The 18,217-nt window shown below is 62.3% G+C and carries 16 protein-coding genes; 8 read left to right on the top strand and 8 right to left on the bottom strand.

What is annotated here, in order from left to right:
• Positions 1-37 precede the first annotated feature (37 nt).
• Both PAN31117_RS04295 and PAN31117_RS27015 read left to right on the top strand, forming a co-directional pair.
• On the top strand, positions 38-751 hold the full coding sequence (locus PAN31117_RS04295; RefSeq protein WP_150737122.1) for an SDR family oxidoreductase: 714 nt from the start codon (positions 38-40) through the stop codon (positions 749-751).
• 188 nt (positions 752-939) lie between these two features.
• The gene (locus PAN31117_RS27015) at positions 940-1,089 is read left to right on the top strand and encodes a hypothetical protein (protein WP_174990818.1); all 150 of its coding nucleotides are present in this window, start codon (positions 940-942) and stop codon (positions 1,087-1,089) included.
• Between the two features lie 100 nt (positions 1,090-1,189).
• Here the strand turns inward: PAN31117_RS27015 and PAN31117_RS04290 are convergent, their stop codons facing one another.
• The gene (locus PAN31117_RS04290) at positions 1,190-1,378 is read right to left on the bottom strand and encodes a hypothetical protein (protein ID WP_039397952.1); all 189 of its coding nucleotides are present in this window, start codon (positions 1,376-1,378) and stop codon (positions 1,190-1,192) included.
• 361 nt (positions 1,379-1,739) lie between these two features.
• Between PAN31117_RS04290 and minC the strand changes: the two genes are divergently transcribed.
• From minC to minE, 3 genes are read left to right on the top strand one after another with little or no spacing between them, the layout of a single operon-like run.
• Complete coding sequence (minC, locus tag PAN31117_RS04285; protein WP_150737121.1) at positions 1,740-2,501, top strand: septum site-determining protein MinC; 762 nt, start codon at positions 1,740-1,742, stop codon at positions 2,499-2,501.
• Between the two features lie 43 nt (positions 2,502-2,544).
• Entirely contained in the window at positions 2,545-3,360 is an 816-nt protein-coding gene (minD, locus tag PAN31117_RS04280; RefSeq protein WP_039397956.1) for a septum site-determining protein MinD, read from the top strand.
• 9 nt (positions 3,361-3,369) lie between these two features.
• Positions 3,370-3,624: a cell division topological specificity factor MinE gene (minE, locus tag PAN31117_RS04275; RefSeq protein WP_039397958.1), complete on the top strand. Its 255-nt coding sequence runs from the start codon at positions 3,370-3,372 to the stop codon at positions 3,622-3,624.
• A gap of 134 nt (positions 3,625-3,758) precedes the next feature.
• Here minE and PAN31117_RS04270 read toward each other — a convergent pair whose 3' ends face one another.
• From PAN31117_RS04270 to PAN31117_RS04240, 7 genes are all read right to left on the bottom strand, one after another.
• Entirely contained in the window at positions 3,759-4,682 is a 924-nt protein-coding gene (locus PAN31117_RS04270; RefSeq protein ID WP_246188910.1) for a DUF1571 domain-containing protein, read from the bottom strand.
• Positions 4,683-4,726: 44 nt separating this feature from the next.
• Positions 4,727-6,469: an AMP-binding protein gene (locus PAN31117_RS04265; protein ID WP_370855723.1), complete on the bottom strand. Its 1,743-nt coding sequence runs from the start codon at positions 6,467-6,469 to the stop codon at positions 4,727-4,729.
• A 104-nt stretch (positions 6,470-6,573) separates the two neighbouring features.
• Positions 6,574-7,893, bottom strand: a complete 1,320-nt coding sequence (locus PAN31117_RS04260; protein WP_150737119.1) for an acetyl-CoA C-acetyltransferase — start codon at positions 7,891-7,893, stop codon at positions 6,574-6,576.
• On the bottom strand, positions 7,890-8,885 hold the full coding sequence (locus tag PAN31117_RS04255) for a MaoC family dehydratase (protein ID WP_150737118.1): 996 nt from the start codon (positions 8,883-8,885) through the stop codon (positions 7,890-7,892). Before PAN31117_RS04255 ends, PAN31117_RS04260 begins: the two co-directional genes overlap by 4 nt.
• A 2-nt stretch (positions 8,886-8,887) precedes the next feature.
• The gene (locus PAN31117_RS04250; protein ID WP_150737117.1) at positions 8,888-10,321 is read right to left on the bottom strand and encodes a 3-oxoacyl-ACP reductase; all 1,434 of its coding nucleotides are present in this window, start codon (positions 10,319-10,321) and stop codon (positions 8,888-8,890) included.
• Between the two features lie 65 nt (positions 10,322-10,386).
• On the bottom strand, positions 10,387-12,885 hold the full coding sequence (locus PAN31117_RS04245; RefSeq protein WP_370855729.1) for an acyl-CoA dehydrogenase: 2,499 nt from the start codon (positions 12,883-12,885) through the stop codon (positions 10,387-10,389).
• A gap of 360 nt (positions 12,886-13,245) precedes the next feature.
• A complete protein-coding gene (locus PAN31117_RS04240) occupies positions 13,246-14,070 on the bottom strand; it encodes a TetR/AcrR family transcriptional regulator (protein WP_246188909.1) in 825 nt (274 codons plus the stop codon).
• A gap of 439 nt (positions 14,071-14,509) precedes the next feature.
• Between PAN31117_RS04240 and tig the strand changes: the two genes are divergently transcribed.
• The 3 genes from tig (at position 14,510) to clpX (ending at position 18,146) form a co-directional block, all read left to right on the top strand.
• Positions 14,510-15,850, top strand: coding sequence for a trigger factor (gene tig, locus PAN31117_RS04235; protein ID WP_150737115.1), 1,341 nt, complete (start codon positions 14,510-14,512; stop codon positions 15,848-15,850).
• A gap of 125 nt (positions 15,851-15,975) precedes the next feature.
• Positions 15,976-16,629, top strand: coding sequence for an ATP-dependent Clp endopeptidase proteolytic subunit ClpP (gene clpP / locus PAN31117_RS04230; RefSeq protein ID WP_174990843.1), 654 nt, complete (start codon positions 15,976-15,978; stop codon positions 16,627-16,629).
• Between the two features lie 236 nt (positions 16,630-16,865).
• Positions 16,866-18,146, top strand: coding sequence for an ATP-dependent Clp protease ATP-binding subunit ClpX (gene clpX / locus PAN31117_RS04225; RefSeq protein ID WP_150737113.1), 1,281 nt, complete (start codon positions 16,866-16,868; stop codon positions 18,144-18,146).
• Positions 18,147-18,217: the final 71 nt, after the last annotated feature.

Genomic DNA, 18,217 nt, shown 5'->3' with positions numbered 1-18,217 from the left:
TCTTCCGATTTCATCGATCTCATTCTGGAGTCACACCATGTTCGATTTTGCAGGCCAGCGCGTGCTGGTGATTGGCGGCAGTTCCGGCATTGGCCGTGCCGCTGCACAGGCGTTTGCCAAGGCAGGGGCGGCCGTCACGATCGCCTCGCGCAGTCAGGCGAAGCTCGACGAAGCGCTGGCGACGATCGGCAGTACGGCGCGCGCTGCCGTGCTCGACACCGGCGACGTCGCCGCCGTCGAACGATTCTTCGCCGACCACGCGCCGTGGCAACACGTCGTGATCTCGGCGGCGCAAACACCGACCGGTCAGGTGCGCAAGCTTTCGCTCGACGACGCGCACGCGGCGCTCGACAGCAAGTTCTGGGGGACTTACCACGTGGCGAAGTACGCGCGCATCGAGGACGGCGGGTCGCTCACGCTGACGTCGGGGTATCTGAGCGTGCGGCCGAACGTGTCGTCGGTGGTGCAGGGGGCGATCAACGCGGCGGTGGAAGCCTTGGGGCGTGGGCTGGCGCTGGAGTTGTCACCGGTTCGCGTCAACACCGTCTCGCCGGGGCTGACTGCGACGCCGCTGTGGAACAAGCTTGCCGAAGCGGACCGCGAAGCGATGTATCGCAACGCAGCGGAGCGTCTACCAGCACGCCGGGTCGTCGCGGCGGAAGACGTGGCAAATACCATCCTGTATCTCGCCGGTACGCCGAGCGCGACAGGCTCCACAGTGCTGATCGACGCGGGCGGCGCCATCGCCTGACGCACCTTGATCGGGCTTGATCGGATCTCAAAAATGCTGCGTCGCCGCATCTGCCCGGCACCGAACTCGCATCCATTTTGATGTCACGCAAACGCGGTATACCCGAATCACTTTCGGGTACCTATTTCGATAGGGATTGCCTAGAATGAAGTCGTGCCATCCCGTGACATCGAAGAAAGGAGGCCACTATGCTGACAGGGAGCTTGATTGGGACGTTGGTGATTGCGCTGGTCGTGGGCGCGGCAGTGGCCTGGCTGGCGAATCGCAACTGGTGCCGGGAGCATCCGACGGCGCGCCATACCTGGCGACGCCACCGTCGTGACGTCCGGCACGGTTGAGTCGTGTCGAGAGGTTCGGGCAATGACCCGGACAAATGAAAAGCCCGCCTTCCGGCGGGCTTTTTTGCGACTACAGACACCTCTACAACTGGCTGGGCGCTCAGGCAACGGCCTGAAGGAAGTACTTGCCCTGAACAGTCAGGCGGGGTGACTTCGCTCCCGTCTCCAACTCTTCCCACTCGATCAGTTTGCTCTCAAGCAACGATTCGAGGTCAGGGCGATCCAGCTCCACTTGCTCCGGAGCATCCTTCACCAGCATCAGGGTGGCAAATTCATGATGACTCAGCATCTTCGTCTCCCGGTTTGCGGTTCCACAGGGGGTCCCTCGTCAGGGACTTTAAGGATAGGTCACGAAAAAGACGCTTGCGCGACAAAATTCGTACTTTCGATGCTGCTTTGCAGCACTTCTCGTGTTGGACTTTCCCACGCAGAGAATAGGCTTTGCTGATGACATTGGCGTGTCAATCGTCTAGCATTTCGCAACGCAATAAACGTATTCAAAATGCATCGTGCTGCTGCGTTGCGGCAATGGTGTTTTTGGGGCAATTTGCGGGGGTGCCCGGGGGTTGCCCTGCTTATTAGCGGTTTGCTGGAGGTCAAGGGACGGTAGAATGGCCCAATTTGCCAGCAATCGCGCACAACAACCTGACATGCCGCAAAAGAAAACGCCGTACTTCGAGTTACGCAGTGGTGCCGTAGACACCCTGCATTTCGTAGTCAAGACGCCTCAACTGGACACCTTGCGCACCGAACTGGCGCAACGTTTCGAAGCGACCCCGGAGTTTTTTGCTGGTGACACCGTCGCCATCGACGTACGGCGTCTGACCGGCGACGAACGCGTCGCCGTGCCTGCGTTGGCCGCAATGCTGGCGGAATTCCGGATGAAGCCGATCGGGGTCGTCGCCAACACCGAACAAGCGGGTTGGGCGGTGGCCGACGGTCTGCCGCTTCTCGACAGTCATGAGCGCCACGAGCGCCGTGCGCCGCGCGCGGCACGCGATGACGAGGCAGCGCCGCAGACAAGCGCCGAGGCGGCGTCTGTGGTGTCGGCGCCGGCGGTGCCTGAGGCATCTTCCATCCCCTCGACCATCATCGACAAGCCGTTGCGTTCGGGCCAGCAGGTCTATGCGAAGGGCGACCTTATCATCCTCGATCTGGTCAGTTATGGGGCCGAGGTGATCGCGGAAGGTAATATTCACATTTACGCGCCGCTGCGGGGGCGGGCACTGGCAGGGGTGAAGGGCAAGCTCGATGCGCGCATCTTCTGTACCTGTCTTGAGCCGGAGCTGATTTCCATCGCCGGTATTTACCGGACTGGCGAATATGCGCTGCCGCCCGATGTTCAGGGGCGTTCGGTGCAGGTGCGGCTGGTAGACGACAAACTGATTTTCGAGCCCCTCGGGCTCAAGTAATTCGTAGCTAATTTCATCCTCAAGTTTGGGAAGGCATCGACAGATGGCAAAAGTGATTGTGGTGACCTCTGGCAAGGGTGGTGTCGGCAAGACGACGACCAGCGCCAGCTTTTCCGCCGGCCTCGCCTTGCAGGGGCACAAAACGGCAGTCATCGATTTCGACGTCGGTCTGCGCAATCTCGACCTCATCATGGGTTGCGAGCGCCGCGTGGTGTATGACCTGATCAATGTGATTCAGGGCGAAGCCAACCTCAATCAGGCGCTCATCAAGGACAAGTCCTGCGAGAACCTGTTTATCCTCCCCGCCTCGCAAACGCGTGACAAAGATGCACTCACGCAAGCGGGCGTCGAGAAGGTCATCAAGGACCTGACCGACATGGGTTTCGAATACATCGTGTGCGATTCGCCGGCTGGTATCGAATCGGGCGCGTTGCTCGCGATGCACTTCGCCGACGAAGCGCTTGTGGTGACGAACCCGGAAGTGTCGTCGGTCCGTGACTCGGACCGCATTCTGGGCATTCTGTCGTCGAAGACGAAGCGTGCCATCGATGGCAGCGAGCCGATCAAGGAGCATCTGCTCATCACCCGTTACAACCCGAAGCGTGTCAACGACGGACAGATGCTGTCGCTGGAAGACATTCAGGAAATTCTGCGAATCAAGCTCATCGGCGTGATTCCGGAATCGGAGTCGGTGCTCCATGCCTCGAACCAGGGCACGCCCGCCATCCATCTGGATGGCACGGACGTAGCCGATGCGTATCGCGACGTGGTAAGCCGATTCAAGGGCGAAGACAAGCCCATGCGCTTTACCGACTATCAAAAGCCGGGCCTGTTGCAGCGCATTTTCGGCTCGAAGTAAGGAGCGCCCATGTCCTTCCTGTCTTTCCTCCTGGGGGAGAAGAAAAAGACCGCCGCCGTTGCCAAAGAGCGCCTGCAGATCATTCTGGCGCACGAACGCACGGGCTCGTCGCCGCCGGCCGATTACCTGCCGGCTCTGCAACGCGAGCTGGTCGCCGTCATCTCCAAGTACGTGAAAATCGCGCAAGACGACATCAAGGTCAGCGTCGAGCATCAGGACAACCTGGAAGTGCTCGAAGTGAAGATCGAACTGCCGCAGACCTGAACGGTCGAGGTGGTCCGGCAGCTTCAGTGAAAGACGCCGGTGTTTGACGTGCGAATAAGCGAAAAGCCCGCCACCCTCGATGCAGGGTGGCGGGCTTTCGTCGTGATTGCGGCGTTTGTTTAACGGGGGTTCCGTCAGAACTTGTAGTCGGGGTTTTTCGGGTCGAACGTGGCGTCCGTCCACTGTTCCTTGCGCACCTTCTCGAAGCGCATTTCCTCGACCTTCTGCCCGGCGGCGTCCCATGCTTCGATACCTCGCGGTCTGCCCGTCTTCAGATCGAGCAACACGCGCGACTTGTTGGCGTAGTGCTGTGGCGGCCCGGACGGGGCCTCCCATTCCAGTGCCAGCACGCGAACGCCATACGATTCGGATACCGATATTTTTGTTGGCTTCTCGGAAAGTCCGGCAGCGCGAAAGCTCTTGCCGTCGTGTGCAATCTGATCGGCGATGAAGGCGAAACCGAGATCGCGCACCGTGTGGTTCGACTGTGAGCGGGCGAGCGAGCCGTCGATGCTGCTCCAGATCGACGTGAAGCCGAGAATGCCGCCCAGGTGTCCGTACATCTCCTTGGGGCGCTTCGTTTCGTCATAGATGATTTCCTGCCCGGCATGCGCGCCGTCAGGCTGCCATTTCGCGTAGATCTGCAACGGATTCTCGCGAATCTTCACGAGCATGCGGTCGGGCGTGGTCTGCCACTGATTGTTGATGCGTTCGTGACGCGTGAGCTCGTACTGATACTCCGGCAATGCCGAAGCCTCGGCCTTCAAAAAACGTACGAGCGCTTCCGGCTGGATGGCCTGCATGGTGGCGACGATCTGCTCGTCGGGCATCTTCGCAAGTTCGCCACTCTTGATCGTGCGCGCGAGCCATTGCGCTTGTGCTGCGACGGGCAGGGCGGCGAGCTTCGCCGTGTCGGCGTCCGGCGCGGTGGTGAATGTGGCAGTGGATGCGGCGGGGGCGCTCGCCTGAGCGAGCGCGCCGGAAGGGGCCAGCACGCCCGCGAGCGCACCGAGAGTCAGTGCAGCGGGCAGTATGGCCAGCGTCAATGTCATTCTCATATTGTTATCTCCCTTTATCTCCATGTGGTGCTGTGAGTCTCTCGCTACCTCCCTGAGACCGGATCGCGCAGCTCGCGCCGCAGGATCTTGCCGACCGTCGACTTGGGCAGTTCACCCTGACGGAATTCGATGATGCGCGGCACCTTATACGCGGTCAGATGCTTGCGGCAGTGCGCGGACATCGCTTCGATGGTGAGCGTCGGGTCCTTGGCGATGACCACGAGCTTCACGCGCTCGCCAGCCACCGGATCGGGCACGCCGACGACTGCCGCTTCGCGCACGCCGGGGTGGAGCATCACCACGTCCTCGACCTCGTTCGGATAGACGTTGAAGCCGGACACGAGAATCATGTCCTTCTTGCGGTCGATAAGCCTCACATAACCGCGCTCGTCCATGACGCCGATGTCGCCGGTCATCAGCCAGCCATCGGCGTCGAACGTCTTGGCTGTCTCTTCGGGACGATTCCAGTAGCCGCGCATGACCTGCGGGCCGCGCACGCACAACTCGCCCGGCTCGCCGATGGGGGCCCACGTGCCGTCGTCGCGCTTGAAACGCACATCGGTCGACGGTGCGGGCAGGCCGATGGAGCCGGAGAAATTGACCGCGTCCATGTGTGCGATGTCCACGGGGTTCATCGTGACGATGGGAGAGCATTCTGTGAGACCGTAGCCTTCGATGATCGGCTTGCCCGTGACCTGCTTCCACCGCTCGGCAATCGCGCGTTGCGTTGCCATGCCGCCAGCGAGCGACAGTTTCAGTTTGGAGAAGTCGCGTGCACGGAAGTCGGCGTTCTCGAGCAGACCGTTGAACAGCGTGTTGACGCCGGTCACCCCCGTGAACGTTTCGTTGCGAATGATGTAGACGACCTTTTTCACATCGCGCGGATTCGCAATCAGAATATTGCGTCCGCCCAGACTCATGAACACCAGACAGTTCAATGTCAGCGAGAGAATGTGATACATCGGCAGCAACGACAGATTGACTTCGATGTCGCCGTCGAGCTGATCGGCTGCCCACGCCTCCGTTTGCAGCAGATTGGCCAGCACGTTGCCGTGCGAGAGCATGGCGCCCTTGGCGACACCGGTTGTCCCGCCGGTGTACTGGAGAAAGGCGAGGTCTTCGCGAACGAGCGGCACCGGCGTGGCCTTCAGCCTTGCGCCGCTCGCGAGCGCCTGACGAAGCGCAACAGCCTGCGCCAAGCGATACGGCGGCACTTGCCTGGCGATGTGCCGCATGAGGAAGTTGACAGCATGTCCCTTGATGTTCGCTCCCGGCTGGAGCAGATCGCCGATCTGCGTCACGAGCACATTGCGCACTTCGGTGCCGGGTAGCGCTTCCTCCAGCGTTTTGGCGAAGTTCTCGAAGACGACGATGGTCTGCGCGCCGCTGTCTTGCAACTGGTGGTTCAGTTCGCGTGCGGTATACAGCGGGTTGACGTTGACGACCACTGCACCGGCAATGAGGGTGCCGAACAGGCAGATCGGATACTGAAAGCAGTTAGGCATCATGAGCGCGACGCGCTCGCCTTTCTTCACGCCTTGCGCTTGTAGCCACGCGGCGAAGGCATGGGCCTGACGCGACACTTCCGCATACGTGATCTCACTGCCAAGACTCACGAAAGCGATGCGGTCGCGGTACTTCTCGATCCATTCGTCGAACGCCTGCACGAGCGATGCATAGCGATTGACGTCGATGTCGGCAGGTACCCCGGGAGGGTAGGCACTGAGCCACACGCGTTCCTGCTGAACGGCTTGATCCATCGTTGTCTCCGTTGAAGTTTTCTGCATTTTTTATGCGCTGCCATGCGATGCGGCCGATCTGTCGTCGGCTCGCTGTCGTTCGCCCGGCGGCGTTTGCAACTTCCCCTGTGTAGCTTTGCTCGTTGTTGTGTCTATCGTTCCAGCATCGCAACGACACCCTGACCGCCGGCCGCGCAGATCGAGATGAGGCCCCGGCCGCCGCCGCGCTGGGACAACAGCTTGGCGAGGGTGGCGAGAATGCGCCCGCCGGTGGCGGCGAACGGATGGCCGCACGCGAGCGAGCTGCCGTTCACGTTCAGTCGCTGACGGTCGATACTGCCCAGCGGCGCGGCCAGTCCCAGCTTGTCGCGGCAGTACGCGGGGTCTTCCCATGCCTTCAGCGTGCAAAGCACCTGCGCGGCGAAGGCCTCGTGAATTTCGTAGAAATCGAAGTCCTGCAACGTGAGCCCCGCCTGCGCGAGCATGCGCGGCACCGCGTAGGCCGGGGCCATCAGCAAGCCCTCCCGCTGCGATTCGTCCGGATTGAAGAAGTCGACGGCCGCCGTTTGCGAGTACGTCAGATAGGCGAGCACCGGATGGTTGTGTGCCTTCGCCCAGTCTTCGCTCGCGAGCAGCACGCACGACGCACCGTCGGTCAACGGCGTGGAGTTGCCTGCCGTGAGCGTGCCTGTAGCGCTACGGTCGAACACCGGCTTGAGGCTGGCGAGCTTCTCCAGCGTGAGCTCGGGGCGCAGGTTGTTATCGCGTTGCAGACCGCGAAACGGTGTCATCAGATCGAGGAAGAAACCGCGCTCGTACGCTTGCGCCAGATGTTCGTGACTGGCGAGCGTGAGTGTGTCCTGCGCGGCGCGCTCGATTTCCCAGCGCTTTGCCATCAACTCGCAATGTTCGCCCATCGAGAGGCCGGTGCGCGGCTCGCCGTTGCGGGGCAGCGCCGGGTTGAACAACATGCCGGGGCGCACCTTTGCCAGCGCGCCAAGCTTGCCCCCGGTGCTGCGCTGACGGTTCGCCTCGAGAAGGATCTTGCGCAGCTTCTCGTTGACGCCGATTGGCGCGTCCGATGCCGTGTCGACGCCACCGGCAATCGCCACGTCGATTTGACCGAGTGCGATCTTGTTGCCGGTGAGGATCGCTGTCTCGAGACCCGTGCCACAGGCCTGCTGGACGTCGTAGGCGGGCGTTTGTGGGGCGAGCGTTGTCGACAGCACCGATTCGCGCGTCAGGTTGAAGTCGCGGGCGTGCTTGAGCACAGCGCCCGCCGCGACTTCGCCGAGCGTCTGGCCGTGCAGCTCGAAGCGGTCGATGAGGCCCTGGAATGCGGCCGTGAGCATGTCCTGATTCGACGCCGTGGCGTACGCGGTGTTCGAGCGCGCGAAGGGAATGCGATTGCCGCCGAGAATCGCGACGCGGCGCAAGGCTGGGGCAGGCGCAGTGGGTTTGAGGGCGCTCATGGCTGGTCCGGGAGGTGGGTCTGTGAGGATGAGGAATACGACGAGGGCTGCGCCGAAGACGCGCCGCCAATGGTCTGCCAGCGTCCGCGCAGATGCGGGACGGTGCCTGCGGCGTCGCGCAGTTCGAAATGCTGCATCGACGGTTGTACGGGCGCTCCGCGCCAGAAGGTGACGTCGCCCGGCAGCAGCACCGGCGTCTTGAATTCCACCAGCAGATCGGCCGGACCGGAGGCACTCACGTCGTCTGGCAGCACGGCCGCGAGCGTTCGCGCGAAGCTCCACATCCCGTGAATGATGGGACGCGCAAAGCCGAACAACTTCGCGGTGAGCGGCCAAAGATGGATCGGGTTGTAGTCGCCCGAGATGCGCGCGTATTGACGTCCAAGGTCTGCCGGGACTGGCCATGTCGCCGCTTTCGTCAGTGACGGATCGGCGCTCAACTGTGCCTGATAGGGTGTACCGAGTGCGTCGCGCACGCCGGTGCGCAGGTACAGACTCTCGCCGATCCACACAACGATGTCGTCGCGACGCGCCGTCGTGACCACCGTGAACACCTGTCCTTTGTCGTGGGCGGACAGCGGACCACACCGCACATCCAACGTTAGCCGATCGGCCACGTTCAGCGTCGCGAACTGGCGGATCCTGTTCGCCAGATGCACCATGCCGAGCATGGCGAACGGGAACGCGCGGTCGGTCATCAGCAGCATATGGAGCGGGAAGGCGAGCAGATGCGGCCACGTGGGCGGCACGCCCGTCGGCTGCGCGAAGCCGCAGACCCGGGCATAGCGGGCGATGTCGTCGCCATCGAGAGGCACGTTGCGTCGTTCGAAGGCCAGCGGCGGCATCGGTTGCGCGCGGGCCGGTTTGCGCGAGGTCATCAGTGCGCGCAAGTACAGATGCAATGGCGACGGCAGATACGTGACTTGCCTCACCTGTGTCGCGACGGCGATGTTCGGACCGTCGGATGGATCACGCGGTCGGTCGTTCGGCATCGTCATGCTCCGAGTAGGCTCTGGCCGCACACGCGCACGACCTGTCCGGTCAGCGCGCCCGAGGCGGGGTGCGCGAGCCACGCGATGGCTTCGGCCACGTCGACAGGTTGACCGCCTTGTCCGAGGGAGTTCATGCGGCGTCCGGCTTCGCGAATGGCGAACGGGACCGCTGCGGTCATCTGCGTCTCGATGAAGCCGGGGGCGACGGCATTGATGCTGATATGACGCCCGGCGAGCAATGGCGACCATGCTTCGACCATGCCGATGACGGCTGCTTTCGATGCGGCGTAATTGGTCTGCCCGCGATTGCCTGCGATGCCACTGATGGAGGCGACGCCGACGATCCTGCTGTTCGCGCGCAGCACACCGGCGTCGAGCAACGCGGCATTGAGGCGCTGCGGTGCGCCGACATTGATGTCGAGCACGCTTTGCCACTGCGCATCGCTCATGCGAACAATCGTTTTGTCGCGCGTGATGCCAGCGTTGTGTACGAGGATGTCCAGACCGTTCGGGGCGTGCGTCGCGAGATGCGCCATCAGTGTGGCTGCGGCCTCGGGCGACGCGATATCGCACGTGAGGGCGCTGCCGTCGAGGCGCGTGGCGACGGTGGTCAGCGCGTCTTGTGCTGAAGGGATGTCGACGCACACGACATGCGCACCGTCTCGTGCCAGAACGGTCGCGATGGACTCGCCGATGCCGCGCGCAGCACCTGTTACCAAGGCGACCTGTCCGGCGAGCGGACGGGTGTCGCGCATGGGCGGTGTTTCGAAGACAGGGGTTTGAAGTGTGATCGCCTGACCGCTCACATACGCGGCGCGAGGCGAGAGGAAGAACCGCAACGTGGAGTGCAGCGACTCGCGGGCAGCGGGGTCGACGTAGAGCAATTGCGCCGTTGCGCCGCGCTTGAGCTCCTTGGCCAGCGAGCGCACGAAGCCCTCCAGCGCGCGCTGCGCGATGCTCGCCTGCGGCGTGGTGGTCATCGACGGCGGCAGGCCCAGCACCAGCACGCGAGCGCATCGATCGAGCGTTGCCAGCGTGTCGTGGAAGAACGCGAAAAGCGATTCCAGTTCGGCGGTGTCGGCAATGCCACTTGCGTCGAACAGCAACGCTTTAGGACGCACGCCTTCGTTCGCGTTGAATCGTCCGCTCATCGTGCCCGCCTTGTTGGCGTACGCAATCCAGTCGAGCCGCTGCGCGTGAGCAAGGCTCGGGATGCCGAGCCAATGCAGTTCGCGAGCGAGACCGGGTAGCAATGGCGCGTCGCCTGCGCCGCCGACGACAGCCAGCGGTGGCGCAACGAGACGCGCTTCGGCGACGTCGTCACCATCGTCCGGCATGCGCTCGAGCGGCACAGGGCGCGGCAGGCCCAGCGCGTTGGCCAGGCGGCTGCCCAGGGCAGAATTGGCAAAGGCAAGGTATCGGTCGGACGTCGTCACGGCGCGGAAATCCTCAGAGGGTGCTGACAAAAATCGGCAGAGGTTGGCAGCGGTGGCGGACGGACTCACGACGTGAGTGCTTCGTCCGCCGAGGTCTGCTGCCGGGCGTGTTGCATGTCGCTGGCGCGCCCGAAGTCGGCCGGAAAGTCGTCGACCGCTACGGCCTTCGCCGCGTAATCAGCGTACTGCGTCAGCAGGCGGCGCTCGTCGTCGCTCACCAGTTGCAGCGTCGCTGCGTGGTCCACCCAGGCAGTGAACTCGGGCAGGCTCTGCGGCATGGCCGCCAGACGCCCCTCCTTGATCGCGGTGCGCAGACGTTGTTCGATCACGGTGACTTGCGGCGTCAGCTGAAAGACGATTTCGCCGTAAGCCAGATCGTCTACGTCAGGGCTCGGCGAGTAACTGCCAGCGATGAGGCGCTCGCGGGCGTCGCCCGGTGTCTGCATCACCTCGGCCACGCGTGCGGCCAGCGCATCCGACGGTTTGGCGTACGGCAGGCCGAGCGGCATCAGCTTCCAGCGCATCCACCATGCGACGCCTCGCGACGGATAGTTCGCCAGCACGCCCTCGAAGGCTTCGCGCGCCTGCCAGAGGGCATCCTGCGCGGCCCAATGCACCAGCGGCAGGTCGGCTTCGGGACGGCCTTCGTCCTCAAAACGTTTGAGCGTTGCTGTCAGCAGGAAGAGTTGGGAGAGGATGTCGCCGAGGCGTCCCGTGATGCTCTCGCGACGCTTGAGCGAGCCACCGAGCACCGCCATCGAAATGTCGGCCGCGATGGCGAGCAACGTCGACATGCGGTTCGCGGCGCGGTAGTAGACATGCAGTTCGGGCGCGGCCTTTGACGGCACGGCGGAGAAGCGCGCATGCGTGATGCCTTGCAGCGCGCCGCGCACGATGTTGCTCGTGACGAACGTCAGGTGGCCGAATAGGGCGTCGTCGAAGGCGCGCAGGGCGGCGGTATGGTCTGACGTCTGCGCGGCGGCCAGCTCCTTGAGCACGTACGGATGGCAGCGGATCGCGCCCTGACCGAAGATCATCAGGCAGCGCGTCATGATGTTTGCGCCTTCTACTGTGATCGACACGGGAATCTGCTGGTAGGCGCGGGCAAGGAAGTTGTTCGGGCCCATGCAGATGCCCTTGCCAGCGACGACGTCCATGCCATCGTTCACCACCTTGCGAGCGCGCTCGGTCACGTGATACTTCGCGATGGCCGAGATCACCGAGGGCTTTTCGCCGAGGTCGACGGCCAATGCCGCCATGCGACGCGCAGCGTCCATCGCGTAGAGGTTACCGGCCATGCGCGCGAGCGCTTCCTGTACCCCTTCGAATTTACCGATCGGTGTGCGGAACTGGCGACGCACGGACGCATACGCGCCGGTCGCGCGCACGGCGATCTTCGAGTAACCGACGTTCGACGACGGCAACGAAATCGCGCGGCCTGCGGCCAGACATTCCATCAGCATCCGCCAACCCTTGCCGACTTGTGCCTGTCCGCCGATCACCCAGTCGAGCGGGATGAAGACGTCCTTGCCCGAGTTCGGGCCGTTCTGGAAGACGGCATTCAGCGGCCAGTGACGACGACCGATCACGACGCCCGGGTGCTTCGTCGGAATCAGTGCGCAGGTGATGCCGGGCTCCTCGTCGTCGCCCAGCAGGTGGTCGGGGTCGAGGGCGCGGAACGCGAGGCCGAGCACCGTAGCGATGGGGCCGAGCGTGATGTAGCGCTTGTTCCAGGTGACGCGAAAGCCGAGAGTTTCGCGGCCCTCATACACGCCGCGGCAGACGATGCCGATGTCGGGAATGGCGGCGGCGTCCGAGCCCGCATAGGGGCTTGTCAGCGCGAAGCAGGGGATTTCTTCGCCCTTCGCGAGACGGGGGAGGTAGTAGTTCTTCTGGTCCTCGGTGCCGTAGTGCAACAGCAGTTCGGCCGGGCCGAGCGAGTTCGGCACCATCACCGAAACAGCCGCAGCGGAACAGCGGGACGCCAGCTTCATCACCACTTGCGAGTGCGCGTAGGCCGAGAATTCGAGACCGCCGTAACGCTTCGGAATGATCATGCCGAGAAACCCAGCATCCTTTGCGTATTGCCAGGCTTTGGGCGGCAGATCCTGCCAGACTTGCGTGCTTTCCCAGTCGTTCGACAGATCGCAAAGATGCTCGACCTGATTGTCCATGAACGCCTGCTCGTCGGCCGACAGGGCGGGGGCGGGCATGGCGCTGAATTTGTCCCAGTCGGGGCGGCCGGAGAACAGGTCGGCATCCCACCAGACGGTACCGGCTTCAATGGCATCTTTTTCGGTATCCGACATTTCCGGCATGATCGACCGGAACTTGGCGAGCATCGGCGCAGTGACCCACGCGCGGCGCAGCGGGCCGATGCTGAGAATCAAAGCGGGGAGGATGAGTACGACGGCGAGAATCGCTGTCGCGACCGTTCCCGTCAGTCCGAGCGAGATGCCTGCGCCCACCCACAGGACGGTGGCGATCAGCCATTGCCAGGCGTGCGCACGATAGAAAAGCAGGGCGGTGACGCCCACGACAAACGCGAGAATCCATAAGACCATCATTTTTCTCCTCCCTTCGGGTTCAGCTCCCCGGCCGGCGCCAGATGGCCTGCCTTCGCGCTGGCCGTGCGCCCCGAGAGGCGCACGCAGCGCCGGGGCTGTCGTCCTCGTGCCGTCTGTCGATCTTCGCTGGCGTTGTGCGCAGTAGGATTCGGTGACGGCGTTGTTGTTGGATCGTTCGGCGATGTAATGGTGCGCCGGGAATTCGAGTAAAGCGTCGAAACCTAAAACCATCACGCGATGGAAAGCCGACGGCCGTCCAGAGCGCGTTATGGGTTAGTCGATTGATACCGCAAGCGCAAGGTGCAACGGCCTGCGCGGCCCCTTGTGCGGCCGAGCAGTTGCCGAATACGTGCTACGTCAGGCGTTCGCGAGCGAGCGGTCGCTGGCGCTCGATTCCGGGCCGTCGTCGTGCGTCTGTGATCCCGTGTGTCCGGACGCCTGTCCGGCTTCGCGCGGCGGGGTGACGTCGGCGTCTTTCGCCAGCGCGAAAACGGCAGCGAAGCTCGCCAGTTGCTCGTCGCCGGGCATCGGGGCTTTGAGTGCGGCGACCATGAGTGCGGTCAGGCGCGCCACGACTTGCAGGTCGCCCATTGGCTGTCCCTGCGCGAACGTATCGATCAGGCGGGAGGTGTCGCTGCTGGCGAGCACGCCGGAGAGTGCCTGCAACGCGAAGTGCAGACGCCAGCCGAGTTCCTGACGCGGTAACTCCGGCAACGCGCGCGCGAAGGCTTCGAAGAAGCGCTCGAAGACCGGCGCGTAATGCTGTTGCAGATAGTCGCGGATGAAGGGCGAGGGGTCGGCGTAGACGCGTCCGAGCAACCGCAGGAATGCGGGGCCGCCGATGTCGCGATGATGGGAAATAGCGAGGGCCGGTATGAACATGGCGCCCAGCACGTGTTCGCACGTCAGCTTTGCGGCCGGCCATGTGGCCTCGGCGCGGGTGAGCAGGGCGAGGCGTTCGTCGTTTAGTCGGTCCAGCCGACGCGAGAGCATCGCCTGGAGCAGGGTTTCCTTGCTGCCGAAGTGATAGTTGACGGCCGCCAGATTGACCTCGGCACGCGAGGTGATCTGGCGCAGAGACATGGCTTCGTAGCCGAATTCGATGAACAGGTCTTCTGCCGCATCGAGAATGCGCAGTTTGGTGTCGCCGGCTTGACGGCCGACCGAGACGCGAGGACTCACGACGAACCTCCTGTGTTTTCCGGGGACGGACCCAAGGACGGCACAACGTCGCACCTTCGTCAGGAACCGATGTTTCATTCAAACGTTCGATTGAATCCTAGGCGGTAAGCCGACGTCCCCCAAGCGCTTTTTGTGGGTGCCGTCCTCTAATCTGCGTTTGGGCGGGGGTGGCGCATTTCGGGACGTAGAACTTCGGGAAAGGTAGAAAGGTCTGATTTCGGTGCTTTCCAGCCGGAAAGTCTGGAGGCGGGACAATAGTTTGCTAAAATGTTCCGCTTTGTGTGCAAGACCGTTTTGGCGCTAACCCGATTTGTCGGGTGCGGAGGGAAGCCGGCGTCGCATCGTCGGTTCCGGCCCAAGGTTGATTAACTGACAGGGTCCGCTTGCGGCATTCCCTCGCCGCAACACAGAACGACCCTCTGGATGGACGAATATCCTCATGACTATCGCTGTTGAAAACCTCGGCAAGCTCGAGCGTCGCTTTACCATCACCCTGCTCAAGCAGGACGTCGAAAAAGAAGTCGCGACGCGCATTCAGCGACTGTCGAAGACGGTTCGCATGCCGGGCTTCCGTCCGGGCAAGGTGCCCCTGAAGATGGTCACCCAGCAGTACGGTGGTCAGGTCGAAGCCGAAGTCGTCAGCGACAAGGTTGGCCAGCAATTCTTCGAAGTCAGCAAGGACCAGGACCTGCGTGTGGCCGGTCAGCCGCGTTTCGCGCCGAAGGCCGACGCCGCCGAGACCGAATACGCTTTCGACGCCACGTTCGAAGTCTATCCGGAAGTGAAAATCGGCGATCTGGCCACGGCTGAAGTCAGCCGCACCACGACCGATGTTTCGGAAGCCGAGATCGATCGCACCATCGACATTCTGCGCAAGCAGCGCGTGCACTACCACGTGCGCGGCGAAGCCGGCGCCCATGGCGACGGCGGCTCGGTCGAAGCCAAGGACGGCGACCGCGTGACGGTCGACTTCGTCGGCAAGATCGACGGTGAAGTGTTCGCAGGCGGCAGCGCCGAAGACTTCGTGTTCGTGCTGGGCGAAGGCCGCATGCTTCCGGAATTCGAAAAGGCAACGCTGGGCCTGAAGGTCGGCGAAGCGAAGGAATTCGAACTCAAGTTCCCTGACGAGTATCACGGCAAGGAAGTGGCCGGTAAGACCGCCACGTTCACCGTCACGCTCAAGAAGGTTGAGTGGGCGCACCTGCCGGAAGTCGACGCCGAATTCGCCAAGTCGCTCGGCATCGCCGACGGCAGCATCGAAAAGATGCGCGCCGACATCAAGGAAAACCTGTCGCGCGAAGTGAAGCGTCGCACGCAGGCGCTTCTCAAGGATCAGGTCATGAACGCTCTGATCTCGGTGTCGGAACTCGACGTGCCGAACGCGCTGATCGAACAGGATCAGGAGCGCCTCGTGGCGATGGCCCGTCAGGACCTCGCGCAGCGCGGTGTGCCGAACGCCGGCAACGTGCCGATCCCGGCTGAAATGTTCAAGGAACAAGCCGAACGTCGCGTGAAGCTGGGTCTGATCCTGGCCGAGCTGGTCAAGCAAAACGACCTGCAAGCGAAGCCGGACCAGATCAAAGCCGAAGTCGAAGAGTTCGCGAAGAGCTACGAAGACCCGCAAGAAGTCGTCCGCTGGTACTATGGCGATCAGCAGCGCATGGCGGAAATGGAAGGTTTCGTCGTCGAGAACAACGTGGTCGAGTTCGTCCTTGGCAAGGCCAAGGTGACCGACAAGCAAGTTAGCTTCGAAGAGCTGGCTGGCAACACGCAAGCCTAATCGGCGCGACACGACCGACTGAACCGCCGCGGCCGCAAGGCCGTGGCGGTTCTTTTCCAAATGGCCTTCGGGCTTCCTCCCTGCGGCGCGCAAAACCATCTCGATAGAAGGGTCGAACCGATATGATTACCCGTTCCGAATTGCTCGCCCAACTCGCCTCCCAGACGCACAACTCCGCTCTCGATACGCAAGGCCTTGGCCTCGTGCCGATGGTCGTCGAGCAAAGTGGTCGTGGTGAGCGCGCTTACGATATTTATTCGCGACTCCTCAAAGAGCGCATCATTTTCATGGTTGGCGAGGTCAACGACCAAAGCGCCAACCTCGTCGTCGCCCAATTGCTGTTCCTCGAGAGCGAAAATCCGGATAAGGAAATCTCGATGTACATCAACTCGCCGGGCGGTTCCGTCTCGGCAGGCCTGGCGATTTACGACACGATGCAGTTCGTCAAACCTGCGGTCTCGACGCTGTGCCTCGGCATGGCTGCGAGCATGGGGGCTTTCCTGCTGGCTGCCGGTGAGAAGGGCAAGCGTTTTGCTCTGCCGAACGCACGCATCATGATTCACCAGCCGCTGGGCGGCGCCCGTGGTCAGGCGTCGGACATCGAGATTCACGCCAAGGAAATCCTGCTGCTCAAGGACCGGTTGAATCGTCTGCTGGCGCAGAACACCGGGCAGGATCTCGAAGTGATCGCACGCGACACCGACCGCGACAACTTCAAGTCCGCCGCCGATGCCGTCGAGTACGGTTTGATCGATCGCGTGCTCCAAAAGCGTCCCTGATTCGGACTCGAAGACGGGGCGCCTGACGGCAAAATCGTTGGCGCGACACCAGGCATTTTCGATTCGGGAAGCTGGGTGATCGCGCCAAGTCTTTGTCGTTAAAGGGAATTTATGGCTGTCGCGAGTGGGCCACACGCTCGTACAGCATGGCGTTACAATGGAATTCACGTATGCCGCGTTTGCCGCCCCCGGCGGGGGACGACCGGGGCGCAAATTGCTAGCAGGCTGACACAGATATGGTGGATAAAAAAAGCACTTCCAACGGCGAAAAGCTGCTCTACTGCTCCTTCTGCGGAAAGAGCCAGCACGAGGTCAAGAAGCTCATCGCAGGTCCGTCCGTGTTCATTTGCGACGAGTGCATTGATCTGTGCAACGAGATTATTCGCGACGAGGCCGCAGCAGCTGACGACGAGAGCGGCAGCGGCGCCAAGTCCGATCTGCCGTCCCCGCAGGAAATTCGCGAGAGTCTCGATCAATATGTGATCGGTCAGGACCGGGCCAAGAAGATTTTGGCCGTTGCGGTCTACAACCATTACAAGCGATTGAAGCACCTCGGCGACAAGCGCGACGAGGTCGAACTTTCCAAGAGCAACATCCTGCTGATCGGGCCGACCGGCTCGGGCAAGACGCTGCTCGCGCAGACGCTCGCGCGTCTGCTCAATGTGCCTTTCGTGATTGCCGACGCCACCACGCTGACCGAAGCCGGTTATGTGGGTGAAGACGTCGAAAACATCATCCAGAAGCTCCTGCAGAACTGCAATTACGAGATCGAGCAGGCGCAGAAGGGCATTGTCTACATCGACGAAATCGACAAGATCAGCCGTAAGTCGGACAACCCGTCGATTACGCGCGACGTGTCGGGCGAAGGCGTGCAGCAGGCGCTGCTCAAGCTGGTCGAAGGCACGATGGCGTCGGTGCCGCCGCAGGGCGGTCGCAAGCATCCCAACCAGGATTTCATCCAGGTCGATACGACGAACATCCTCTTCATTTGCGGCGGCGCGTTCGATGGTCTCGAAAAGATCATCATGAACCGTACGGAAAAGACGGGGATCGGCTTCGGCGCAACGGTCAAAACGGGTGAAGAGCGCGACGCGGGCGAATTGTTGCGCGACGTCGAGCCTGAAGATCTGATCAAATTCGGTCTGATCCCGGAACTGATCGGTCGTCTGCCGGTGGTTGCCACGTTGGGTAAGCTTGACGAAGACGCGCTGGTCACGATCCTGATCGAGCCGAAGAACGCGCTGGTCAAACAGTATCAGCGCCTGTTCTTGATGGAAGGCGTCGAGCTGGAGATTCGCCCGGCCGCCATGCACGCCGTGGCGCGCAAGGCGATCAAGCGCAAGACGGGTGCGCGCGGCCTGCGTTCGATCATCGAGCAGGCCTTGCTGGAAGTCATGTACGAGTTGCCGTCGCTTAAGGGCGTGACCAAGGTCATCCTTGATGAAAACGCCATCAGCGGCGACGGAAAGCCGCTTTTGATCTATCAGGAGTCGCCCAAGGTTGCCGGCTCCAATTGAACGGTCAACTTAGCGCTGCCCCAAGCCGTTCGTGGAAACATGGACGGCTTTTTTTCCTTCATACTAGTGCC

Source organism: Pandoraea anapnoica (genome assembly GCF_902459765.1).
Taxonomy (GTDB): domain Bacteria; phylum Pseudomonadota; class Gammaproteobacteria; order Burkholderiales; family Burkholderiaceae; genus Pandoraea; species Pandoraea anapnoica.
This window is presented reverse-complemented; position numbering and strand designations above follow the sequence as displayed.